This window comes from Dendrosporobacter quercicolus, from assembly GCF_900104455.1.
GTDB lineage: Bacteria > Bacillota > Negativicutes > DSM-1736 > Dendrosporobacteraceae > Dendrosporobacter > Dendrosporobacter quercicolus.
In genome coordinates this window covers 1,261-12,780 of sequence record NZ_FNHB01000021.1, presented here as the reverse complement: position 1 = coordinate 12,780, position 11,520 = coordinate 1,261, and the positions used below count along the sequence as shown (strand labels likewise).

9 protein-coding genes, 5 tRNA genes and 1 rRNA gene are annotated in these 11,520 nt (G+C 45.4%); 10 read left to right on the top strand and 5 right to left on the bottom strand.

The genetic code is table 11. The features are described 5' to 3' along the window. Window positions 1-155 precede the first annotated feature (155 nt). The 7 genes from rrf to BLR06_RS18910 all read left to right on the top strand — a co-directional run bounded on the left by rrf (window position 156) and on the right by BLR06_RS18910 (window position 2,487). Window positions 156-272, top strand: a 5S ribosomal RNA gene (rrf, locus tag BLR06_RS18940). A gap of 56 nt (window positions 273-328) precedes the next feature. Beyond that, window positions 329-404, top strand: a tRNA-His gene (locus BLR06_RS18935). 8 nt (window positions 405-412) lie between these two features. Further along, window positions 413-488: transfer RNA gene (locus BLR06_RS18930), tRNA-Trp, on the top strand. 16 nt (window positions 489-504) lie between these two features. Next, window positions 505-595, top strand: a tRNA-Ser gene (locus tag BLR06_RS18925). A 6-nt stretch (window positions 596-601) separates the two neighbouring features. Then, window positions 602-686 (top strand) — tRNA-Tyr (locus BLR06_RS18920). Between the two features lie 85 nt (window positions 687-771). After that, window positions 772-845, top strand: a tRNA-Cys gene (locus tag BLR06_RS18915). A 172-nt stretch (window positions 846-1,017) separates the two neighbouring features. After that, window positions 1,018-2,487 (top strand): class I adenylate-forming enzyme family protein, encoded by a 1,470-nt coding sequence (locus BLR06_RS18910; RefSeq protein WP_092075142.1) that lies wholly within the window; start codon window positions 1,018-1,020, stop codon window positions 2,485-2,487. Window positions 2,488-2,537: 50 nt separating this feature from the next. Here the strand turns inward: BLR06_RS18910 and gnd are convergent, their stop codons facing one another. Beyond that, window positions 2,538-3,965, bottom strand: coding sequence for a decarboxylating NADP(+)-dependent phosphogluconate dehydrogenase (gnd, locus tag BLR06_RS18905; protein ID WP_092075141.1), 1,428 nt, complete (start codon window positions 3,963-3,965; stop codon window positions 2,538-2,540). Between the two features lie 372 nt (window positions 3,966-4,337). Here gnd and BLR06_RS18900 point away from each other — a divergent pair, with 372 nt between their 5' ends. Beyond that, window positions 4,338-4,976, top strand: a complete 639-nt coding sequence (locus BLR06_RS18900) for a glucosaminidase domain-containing protein (protein ID WP_092075140.1) — start codon at window positions 4,338-4,340, stop codon at window positions 4,974-4,976. 152 nt (window positions 4,977-5,128) lie between these two features. Here the strand turns inward: BLR06_RS18900 and BLR06_RS18895 are convergent, their stop codons facing one another. Both BLR06_RS18895 and BLR06_RS18890 read right to left on the bottom strand, forming a co-directional pair. Then, complete coding sequence (locus BLR06_RS18895) at window positions 5,129-6,376, bottom strand: NAD(P)/FAD-dependent oxidoreductase (protein WP_092075139.1); 1,248 nt, start codon at window positions 6,374-6,376, stop codon at window positions 5,129-5,131. Window positions 6,377-6,624: 248 nt separating this feature from the next. After that, a complete protein-coding gene (locus BLR06_RS18890; RefSeq protein ID WP_092075138.1) occupies window positions 6,625-7,017 on the bottom strand; it encodes a helix-turn-helix domain-containing protein in 393 nt (130 codons plus the stop codon). 157 nt (window positions 7,018-7,174) lie between these two features. Between BLR06_RS18890 and BLR06_RS18885 the strand changes: the two genes are divergently transcribed. Beyond that, a complete protein-coding gene (locus tag BLR06_RS18885) occupies window positions 7,175-7,414 on the top strand; it encodes a hypothetical protein (RefSeq protein ID WP_173813113.1) in 240 nt (79 codons plus the stop codon). 446 nt (window positions 7,415-7,860) lie between these two features. Further along, window positions 7,861-9,477: an ABC-F family ATP-binding cassette domain-containing protein gene (locus BLR06_RS18875; protein ID WP_092075135.1), complete on the top strand. Its 1,617-nt coding sequence runs from the start codon at window positions 7,861-7,863 to the stop codon at window positions 9,475-9,477. 340 nt (window positions 9,478-9,817) lie between these two features. On the opposite strand, the gene BLR06_RS18870 is transcribed toward BLR06_RS18875, so the two are convergent. Next, window positions 9,818-10,915 (bottom strand): tetratricopeptide repeat-containing glycosyltransferase family 2 protein, encoded by a 1,098-nt coding sequence (locus BLR06_RS18870; protein ID WP_245698234.1) that lies wholly within the window; start codon window positions 10,913-10,915, stop codon window positions 9,818-9,820. A 152-nt stretch (window positions 10,916-11,067) separates the two neighbouring features. After that, a partial coding sequence (locus BLR06_RS18865; RefSeq protein WP_423069642.1) for a BclA C-terminal domain-containing protein occupies window positions 11,068-11,520 on the bottom strand: 453 nt, incomplete at its 5' end.

The window sequence follows — 11,520 nt, the reverse complement described above, 5'->3', positions numbered from 1 at the left end:
ATCGCGACAATCTAACGAAGCAAAAACCATCCTAAAATGAATATCTTCTGTGAAGTTTTCAGGGAATATACCTTTCAAGGATATTCACCTGTTAAAGGATAAGGCGATGGAGTTGGGTGTCCAACATCCGGAATCCAAAGTCCAATATCCAAAGATCCGGTGTTGATAGCTGTGGGGTTCCACCTGTTCCCATACCGAACACAGTAGTTAAGCCCATATACGCTGAAAGTACTTGGCTGGAAACGGCCTGGGAGGATAAGTAAATGCCGGTTAATGAGTGCCAGACGGGGTTGTTCATCTCGCTTGGCACTACTTTATCATCAATGTGGTGGCTGTGGTGAAGCGGTTAACACGGCGGATTGTGGCTCCGTTACCCGAGGGTTCGAATCCCTTCAGTCACCCCAATCAAATTAGGGGTATAGCTCAATTGGTAGAGTAGCGGTCTCCAAAACCGTTGGTTGTGGGTTCAAGTCCTACTGCCCCTGCCATATTAAAATTAAACATGGAGTGGTACTCAAGTGGCTGAAGAGGACGGTTTGCTAAATCGTTAGGGGTCGTGAGGCCCGCCAGGGTTCAAATCCCTGCCACTCCGCCATTACTTGGAGGGATTCCCGAGTGGCTAAAGGGAGCAGACTGTAAATCTGCCGGCTTTGCCTTCGCTGGTTCGAATCCAGCTCCCTCCACCAATAGATGTTTGAAAGCAGGTTTGCAGTGATTTTGTCAACCCGAGAGGCCAGATCTGAAGTAGACTTTGAACTGTAATAGAAAAGCGGCGGCATAGCCAAGTGGTAAGGCTGAGGTCTGCAAAATCTCTATCCCTAGTTCGACTCTAGGTGCCGCCTCCAGATATTTTTGTTATGTACATAAATCACTGAATAAATTGAGCCCATGGATAAACACTATTCATGGGTTCAATTTATTTCTGTATGGCTGGGAAAGTGCGGCTATTGGGGCGATAAAATGACGCTAAAAAGCCTGAGTTTTGGGGTTGCAGAGATGGTGGCGAGGAGGACTTAAATGTTTGTTCATGATCTTATTAGGTCAGGCAATAGCAATGATTTTGTTATTAGGGGGGAAGAGTCCATAACCTATGGGCAACTGCAGTCAGAGGTGAGTGAATACCGGCGGTATTTTTATGCTCAGGGCATAAGCGGCGGTGACAATGTAGGTTTATTTTCGCGCAACTCAGTGGAATACATTTGTAGTTATATGGCGGTAATCAGTCTGGGGGCAGTAATTGTTCCGCTTAATTTTCAACTAAGTAACCGGGAGATTGCCTATATCATTAAAGATGCAAAGCTGGAGCGCCTCATTACGATGGAGGAGCTGAAGCTAGCTGAGCCTTTACAGCAAATCGGCCATAAGGGTACTGTTGAACAACTGGTTATACCCGAGTTCAAGAAAATACTAGGGGCAGGCAGATATCCCGAGGCTCCGGCGTTATCCGGCATTACCGAGGAAGATCCTTGTGTTATTATTTATACTTCAGGGACAACAGGCTCACCCAAGGGAGCGGTATTGTCTCATAAGAACTTGGTAAGCAATGCCAGGGCTTTCCGGGAAATCCTGCAAGCCATACCTACCGATACGGTACTTTGTGTATTGCCGATGTATCATTGTTTTGCCTGGACCTGTGCAGTGCTTAATTCACTGCTGTGCGGTGCGGCAATGACAATACTGGATGGATTTTCACCTAAAGAAACGCTTGCTGCAATTAAAAAATATACTGTTACTGTTGTATACGGGGTTCCGCCTATGTATAATATTTTGGCCCGTCTGGGCGAGGCGGCCGATTTAAACAGTGTAAGGATTTTTGTATCCGGAGGGGCCGCGCTGCCGAAAAAAGTAGCGGAAGCTTTCGCTCAAAAATATGGTCGACCAATTATTGAGGGCTATGGTTTATCAGAAGCATCGCCGGTTGTTGCCCTTAATCCGCCGGAACGGACGAAGTCTGGCTCTATTGGCCGGGCTTTACCCGGCTTGGCAGTGGCAGTGCTTGACGAAAATGATAGGGAGGTTCCTAACGGTCAGGTAGGAGAATTAGCAGTAAGAGGCCCAAGTGTGATGAAAGGTTATTTTCATTTGCCTGCGGAAACGGCTCAGGCTTTAAGAGGCGGCTGGCTGCACACCGGTGATTTGGCGTACAAAGATCAGGATAATTATTTTTTTATTGTTGACCGGCTTAAAGATATGATTATTACCAATGGCGAAAACATTTATCCGCGGGAAATTGAAGAATTGTTATATGCTTATCCCGGCATTGTAGAAGCAGCGGTAATCGGTGTGCCTGATGAATTGCGCGGCCAGCAGGCTGCAGCTTATTTAGTCCTGGCCGAGGGGAAAACACTGGATAAAAAGGAGCTTCGCGAGTTTCTTGGCGCAAATTTGGCAGCATATAAAGTTCCGCGGGATTTTATTCAGGTTGACGATTTGCCGAAAAATGCAACTGGTAAAATTTTAAAGCGTGTATTACGGGACAAGCTTTAAAATTACAAAAAAGAGCCTAAGCGTTCAGTCAGCTGCTTAGGCTCCAGCATCTATTTAATTAGTTTGGGCAAATTCGTCCAGTCAGAGTGAAAAAAACCCGGGATGTCAATACGCTCATAGGTATGGGCGCCAAAATAATCACGTTGGGCCTGCAGCAAGTTTGCCGGCAAAGTATTTTGGCGATAGGAATCGTAATAATCAAGGGAAGCGCTGAAGGCCGGAATTGCAACTCCCAGTTGTTTGCAGACGCCGACTACTTTGCGCCAGCCTTGCTGAGCACGGGCTAATTCACTGGAAAAGTAAGGGTAGAGCATCAGGTTGGTTAAATGAGGATTATGCGTAAAAGCGGCATGGATTTTGTCTAAAAACTGAGCTCGGATAATGCAGCCGCCCCGCCAAAGTAAGGCGATATCACCAAATTTTAAATTCCAGCGATAGTTTGCGCTGGCGGCTTTAAGCAGTGCAAAGCCCTGGGCATACGAGCAAATCTTAGAAGCATAAAGCGCATCCCGAACCGAGTTGATAAGGTCTGATACATCCTGATCATGAATAAGTGAAGGCCCTGTTAGGGTTTGAGCGGCAGTCAGCCGTTCAGTTTTAAAGGTTGAGAGAAACCGGGCATAGACGGCAGCTGTGATTGTTGGGACTGGAATACCTAGCTCCAGGGCGCTATGGATCGTCCATTTACCAGTACCCTTCTGACCAGCCGAATCAAGAATTACATCAACCATCGGCAGCTTGGTTTGGCTATCCTGGCGCTGGAGAATATCGGCCGTAATTTCAATCAGATAGGATTTTAGATGACTTTGGTTCCAGGCACTAAATATTGAACTTTGCTCGGCCGGAGGAATTTTCAGAACTTGCTGCATGACATGGTAGGCTTCAGCAATCAACTGCATATCGCCATATTCAATGCCATTATGAATCATTTTAACATAGTGACCCGCCCCGTCCGGCCCGACATAGGAGCAGCAGGGCTTATCAGCTATTTGTGCAGCAATAGCCGTGAGCAGCGGCGCTAATTCGTCATAAGCCTCGCGGCTGCCTCCAGGCATTAAGCTGGGGCCGTTTAAGGCTCCGTCCTCGCCTCCTGACACGCCCAGCCCTAGATACCGGATGCCTGCAGCCGACAGGACACCGGCCCGGCGCCGGGTGTCCTGGTAATAGGAGTTCCCGCCGTCAATAAGGATATCATCCTGTTCCAGCAGCGGCGTTAATGCTTCGATCAGCTCATCCACTGCCTGGCCGGCTTTGACCATTAAGAGAATCCTGCGGGGTTTTTCCAGACTGGAGACCAATTCCGCCAATGAAAATTTCCCCGCCAACGCCAAGCCCGGAGCTTTGGCGACAAATTGCCTGGTTTTGTCTGGCGTGCGGTTGTAGACCGCCACGGAATAACCCTTGCCGGCAATGTTTAAGGCCAGGTTTTCTCCCATTACCGCCAACCCGATTAAACCAATTTGATGCTTGTTTTCCATAATCCACCTCAAATGACAAGTTTATTATTGTTCCCAATGCCTGATCCGCTCAACAATGCCCGGCTTGAAACGTGTGGCTTGCTTAAGTCAAGCTCAAGCTTCAGGTAGTTTGCTTAAGTGCTATTATATTATATATAACCATATTTGCGAAAAAATGCTTTAGTTGCGATATAAATATTGATCAACAACAGTTCTGTCAACATTAAAATAAAATAATTTATAAATTCCGGATAAGTATTTGTTTTTCCTGCAAAGCATTCAACGGCCGATTCCATTGTAGAATTCATTGGCTATTTGTTATAATGAAATGCAGACCGGCCCGGCAAGTTCAGCCTGAGGTGGTATATAAAACGCCAGTTTAAGGGGGAGAAAATGAAAAATACTGTTTTTATCCGGATCGTTATTACACTCATGCTACTATGTTTTGCCGGTGAGGCAAAGGTTATGGCAACAGTTGCGCAGGATAGCGGCAGACGGGATTTCCTGCAGACTGCTGACCCCATTGATCTTAGCATAATGGGACCGCCGCTTGCCACGCAGGAACAATGCCTGAACTATCTACTGAAGCGTAATCCGTCCCCTTTCCTAACAATAGCGCCAGAGCAATTGATCAAACATTTTTATACTGAAGCACTCCGGGAAGGCGTTAGGCCGGATGTTGCCTTTGCCCAGGCATTGCATGAAACCGGCAACTTTCGCTATGGCGGCGATGTTGTAGCTTTACAGAACAATTACTGTGGCTTAGGTACAACCGGCGGCGGGGTCAGAGGAGCCTGGTTTCCCAATGCTCAAATTGGGGTCCGGGCCCAAATCCAGCATTTGCTGGCGTATAGCACCAAGCGGCCGCCGCAGCTGCCTGTGGTTGACCCACGTTACGAACTGGTTAAGAAGTCGGATAATTTTGGCAGGGCAGTTACCTGGACTGATTTAAATGGTAAATGGGCTGTTCCTGGCAAGACTTACGGTCAGAAAATATTGAAAATTCATCAGCAAATTCTAGACGGTGAATAATTAGCCGGCAGAATTTCCGTGGATGAAAAAGCAATCATAGAAAACGACATTGAACCAAAAAGCCTCCTGGCGCAAGATAGAACTACGCCAGGAGGTATTTGTATTTCCGGGAAAAAGGGAATGGCAAAATACAGCTAGTCTTCATCTTTGATTTATTGGCGGGTAATAATCCGGACCAGTCGATCATAGAACAAATAGTCCCATACCCATTTGGTAAATACCAAAAAACGGTTACGAAAATCAATCAGCCGTAAAATATGAACGAGCGACCACATGAGCCAGGCAAAAAAGCCTTTCATTTTCAAGCGACCGATATGCACGACAGCGGCGTTGCGGCCGATTGTCGCCATATTGCCAAGATTTTTATAGACATACTTAACCAACTCCCTGCCTTTAAGCACATTAATGATGTTTTTTCCTGCAACCTCGGCTTGCTGGATAGCTACCGGTGCAACCATTGGCAGAGGCCGGTCATTAAGCGTAAAATGGGCGGAATCCCCGATAACAAATACCTCAGGGTGCTCGGGTATTTGCAGATACTCGTTAACAATTGCCCGCTGAATTTGGTCTTTTTCGACGGCAATTTTATGCATAATTGAAGCGGCTTTAACACCGGCCGCCCAGATGACGGTATGGGTTGGAATTACCTCGCCGCCCTTGAGCGTCAAGAACTGGCCGTCATAATTAGTAACCTGTACGCACAGGCGCACTTCCACGTATTTACGGATTAGAGTTTCCACGGCGGCGTCGCGCAGTTCCGCCGGCATTGCGGCAAATAGTTTATCAGAGGCTTCCACCAGGATAATCCGTACTTCTTTAAAGTTTAAGTTAGGATATTCTTTATTCATTACCAGATGGATCAGTTCGGATAACGCGCCTGCCGATTCTACTCCTGTAGGGCCTCCTCCAACAACAACAAAGGTTAGCAAAGACCGGCGCTTTTCCGGATCTTTTTCGAAAGCGGCTTTTTCAAACTGATACAGAATATGATTACGGATGGTTACGGCTTCATCCAGGGTTTTCATGGAAAAACCGTGTTTTTCAAGTGATTCCAGTCCAAAGTAATTGGTGGTTCCGCCGGTGGCGAGAACCAGATAGTCATAGTTTACCGAACCATTATTGAGTATTACTTTTTTTTGCTCAAGATCAACATCCGTCATTTCGCCCATCCGGAAAATAACATTTTTCCGGTCTCGTACCATTGCTCTGGCGGAATAGGCAATATCGTCTACTGACAGGCCGGCTGTGGCAACCTGATACAGTAGCGGCTGAAAAAGATGGTAATTATGTTTATCGATTAGGGTAACTTCAACATCGGCTTTCGCTAACGTACGGGTTACCCGCATTCCGCCGAAGCCAGCGCCGATGATTACAACATGCGGTTTTTTCTTATCTTCCATGATCATCCACCTCGCAATGGTATTAATTTCACTTATTGATTAAACAAACCAGTTCGTGATTTATGTAACTTAATCATACTGCAAAACAGCAATAAAAAGATATTCCATTAATTATTTTATTTGTTTTTTAAGTATTTATAGTAAACATTGTAGAATAAGCTCTAATTTTGTAGAAGGGAACAAGAGAAACAGCGGCTTGCCCATAAAAAAAGACACAACGGCAGGCGTTATGTCCGAAAAACGGGTGATTATCTTTCCCTGTCAGGAATTTTGTATTTATAAATAATATACTCGGTGAATTCCCTGATCAGGAATATTGCTTCTTCGGGTAGCCCGGCCAGGGCCTGATCAGAATCAGTCACCGCTGGTATGGCAGTATATTTTTCTCTGTTTTCTAATAATGCGGCGGTTTTTGTTGATAATTTAAATAAACTTAGAGCGCTGTCGAGGGGTAAGTCGAAAAAATCCAGTAAAGCGCTAAGCGATTTCACTGTAAGGTTTGCTCTGGCGCCATTTTCAATCATACTCAAATAAGACGGCGACATGCGTACTCCATATCTCTTCTCAATTGCTCTTGCAGTATCCTCCTGACTGAGATGATTTTGTTCCCGGGCGTTACGGAGAATTTCGCCAAATGTCATTTCTATCACCTATCATTATGTTAAGCATATTACGTTATTGCTCCTGTTCACTAACAGTAATATATATTAACTGACAGTTATTGACGCTGTTTTAATTTGCCACTATAATTTAAATATGAACTTTTTGTAAAAGTTAGTAGGCAGATTGGATGTGTCGATGATGACGGAAACGGACCGTTCTGTTGCTTGCATTACAAATTCAATGGCTGATCTACGTGAGACCGAGGAAGCTCTGTTTGGCATTCTGGATTATGTTTTAAGGAAGAATTGCCGGGAAGATTTTTCGGCTGAGGAGTGGGAAGAATTTATCTTATGCTGTCAACAGCTGGATAAACTGGAGCACTCTATGCATAAGGTTAAGGCCATTGTTGTTTCCTGGTACCAAGCACCGGGCTAATCCAAAGGCATCAATCCTATCCGCGCAATGATTAAGGCTAAGGATAGGAGCCCTTTGCTTTTATTATTTGGCAGGCAAGGACGCAGGACAATCGGCGGCAGGAATGACGGGCTGCGATAAAGAATTGGAAATTAAGCGCAACGAATAGGTGAGGTGAGATCATGCCGCACGGTCAGAAAAGCGTCTGCCGAAACTGCCGGTTTTTTTATATTACCTGGGATTCAGCCTATCCTTATGGCTGTAAAGTAATGGGATTTAAAAGTAAAAATTTGCCTTGTGTGGTTACCCGGCAAGTATCTGGCCAGGAATGTTTGTCTTTTGCGGCTAAAAATCAACAATAATGGCTCCCTTTGTTAAAAAATGTAAGCAGAGACATGGACTTAATGGATATTATGTGGTAAAATTATATTTTGTAAGTAAATTTTATGAAAGATGGGAATAGTGCAATGATTAGTACAAATGGTTTAACCCTGCAATTTGGCAAACGGATATTATTTAAAGATGTAAATATAAAATTTACCCCAGGGAATTGTTATGGCTTAATTGGTGCAAACGGTACAGGAAAATCAACTTTTATCAAGGTGTTATCAGGTGAGATAGAACCTACGGGCGGCGATGTGGTGATTACCCCCGGCGAACGCTTAGCGGTATTGAAGCAGAATCATTATGAGTTTGATGAATTCGATGTGTTAACAACTGTTATTATGGGGCATGCCAGGTTATATGCTATTATGGAAGAAAAGAATGCTCTTTATGCTAAGCCGGAGTTTTCGGATGAAGATGGAATGAAGGTGTCGGAGCTGGAATGCGAGTTTGCCGAATTAAATGGCTGGGATGCTGAACCGGAAGCGGCACGCATGTTGAATGGACTGGGAATTGCAGAACATTTGCACAGCCAGAAGATGGCTGATCTAAGCGGGAATGAAAAGGTCCGGGTGCTGCTTGCGCAAGCGCTGTTCGGCAATCCTGATATCTTATTACTGGATGAACCGACCAACCATCTGGATATTGATTCGATTAGCTGGCTGGAAGATTTTTTATATGATTTTCCCAATACGGTTATTGTAGTTTCTCATGACCGCCATTTTTTGAACAGAGTTTGTACGCACATTGCCGATATTGATTTTGAAAATATCCAGCTATATGTAGGCAATTATGATTTCTGGCTGGAGTCGAGTCAATTGGCTTTGCAATTGGCCAAAGACGCCAATAAAAAGAAGGAAGAAAAAGCGAAGGAACTGCAAACGTTTATTCAGCGGTTTAGCGCCAACGCCTCAAAATCCAAGCAGGCAACCTCCAGGAAAAAGCTATTGGAAAAGCTTACGCTGGACGACATTAAGCCCTCCTCCCGTAAGTATCCTTATATTGCTTTTAAGCCTGATCGTGAAGCTGGCGCCCAATTACTGACTGTTGAGGAGTTAAATAAGAGCATTGAAGGCCACCCTGTGCTAAAAGACATAAGCTTCACGGTAGGCAAGGGCGATAAAATTGCTTTTGTCGGACCGGATGGTTTTGCTAAAACCACTTTGTTTAAGATCTTAATGGGTGAGCTGGAGGCCGATAGCGGTGAATATAAATGGGGTGTTACCACAACCCAGGCTTATTTACCCAAAGATAACTCCGCCTATTTTGACGGGGTGAATTTAAGCCTGGTTGACTGGCTGCGCCAATTCTCCCGGGATCAGGAGGAAAGCTTTATCCGCGGTTTTCTCGGCAGGATGCTGTTTTCCGGTGAGGAGAGCTTAAAACAAGCCAGCGTTTTGTCCGGTGGTGAAAAGGTGCGGTGCATGCTGGCCAAAATGATGCTGAGCGGTTCTAACGTGCTTATTTTAGATGAACCAACCAATCATTTGGATTTGGAGTCTATTACTTCATTAAACAATGGCCTGATGAATTTCAGCGGTACGCTACTGTTTGTATCCCATGACCATCAGTTTATTGAGACAATTGCCAACAGAATCATTGAAATTACGCCCAAAGGGTTGCTTGACCGCCGGATGACTTATGACGAATATTTAACCAATGCTGAGGTGAAAAAACAACTGGCGGCCTTGTACGCATAATAAAGCAGAAGATTGCCGGGTTAACCGGCAAAGTACTCAAAGTACACAGTGGGAACAAAAAAGCGGGGACTGTCGCAAAACGTTTTTAAAGATGTCAGGCAGAAGGCCCGGCGCGGGAGAACAATCGTTGATACTTAAGGCTTAACAAAAACAAAGGGGGACAGTTCCGTGTTTGCTTCTGCAAACGAGAGACTGTCCCCCTGTTTGAATACGGCTTTCAGTCATTGTCGAGTTGCCGTCTTTGGCTTGCTGGCAAGCGCTCCACTGCGACAGTCCCGGACGCCTACTGTTGTTTTTGGGAGAACGCTTGATTATTGGAGTTTAGGTTGAGGTTTCGGACTCAGGTAAGTAAGCTTTTTAAATAGTTGCGGTTATGGGCAATGCGGGGATCGTTGGGAATAAACTTGCCGGCCAGTTCATTATGGTCATTGGCAAGCTGATATTTGCCAACCCTGGAGTAACATACGCAAAGCTGGATATGCGGCAGCCAGGTCCAGCAATCGTTGCTGACCAGTCCCCAGGTTACCGGTTTTTCTAGCTGGGTTGCCGTTTTATACCAGAATATAGCCTGATCAAGCTGATTGGCGTTTAAATGGTGGAAGCCAAGGCGGCAACAGAATTCAGCGCGGGGAGTAGCATAGTTAAAAGACAAATAAATATATTTAAGCTTGTTTTCATTATCATTTAATTCACCGAAACAATCGGCCAGTTTACCGCAAGCTCCGATATTGTCTTCGATCCAACCCTGATTGGTGGCCAGGAATTTTTGGTAATATTCGATGGCCCGGTTAAAGAGGCGGTGATCTCTCAATTCGTTGGCAAAGTAATAAAGATCACGGGGTGAAAACACTTCCCCGTTTTTCTGGCGCTGCTCATAAATGCGAAGATTACGGTCGGCGTCATGTTCTACCGGGCTGTGGGTAATGGCAGCGTTACTGCTGACAATGTGACCATATACCTCGATATACTCGTGGACAGCGCCAATCCAGCGAAAGTTTTTCGACCGTTTAACCAGCCGGTTACGGCGCAGCCGTGAGGAAACGGTTCCCTGTGAGCTAAAAGCTAAGTTATAAAACATACTAACGGCATCAGCATCAGAGGCAAGCGAGGATTTTAATTTTAATAGCTCGGCCTTATCGTCAGGCAGAATGATATCATCAGCATCAAGCCAAAGAATATAAGTTTGGGTTGCCAAACTAAATGAATAGTTGCGGGCTGCCGCAAAATCATCAATCCACTTAAAATCATAGATTTTTTGGGTATAATTTTTAACGATTTCTTTTGTCTGATCCGTTGATCCGGTATCGACAATGATGATTTCATCGACAATATCTTTCACTGCAGACAGGCAGCGGTCAATTACAGCCTCTTCATTTTTTACAATCATGCATAAACTGATCGTTATAGCTGTTGCCAATCCATCAGAATAACCGGTCACTTAAATACCTCCTTAAACGCTATGATCTTCGTCATTATACGCAGGAGTAAGACGTTTGGTGACTGGATGGGGTAAAAAGATAGAAAAGCAGGCCCAAGGCGGCTGTTAAGACGCTAAGGCCTGCTTTTTCTATCTTTTTCTATCAGGCATATTTATGCTGACAACCGGATGATCGTTAATGTCGCGCCAGATCCCGCCAATAGGACTGCAGTTACTAAAGCGCCAACCAATTGAACGGCTATTGTGTCGCCGGCAGCAATGTTTATTACTACTTCGGCGCTATAAGAGGATACGGAAAGTGCGGGGCTGTAGACAGAGGGCGCTACAACACTGCCGTTAACCATTAGACGGCTGGTAATCAGCAAGCTCACTGTAGTATTGACGCGATAGGAAATAAAGTACCTTCCGGGGGTATTTATCGTGAACTGGGTATTAGCCCCGTTCGGGACAATGTCGGCGGAAAGGTTTTGACTATTGGGGAATGGAACCAAAGCGCCGGTTAGAATCGCAATAATCGTTGCCGATGAGTTTGAAGCAAAGCCTGAGGTTGTGGTGGCGACAGCGCCGGTAGCGCCTGTCGGCCCGGTGTCGCCTGCCGGCCCGGT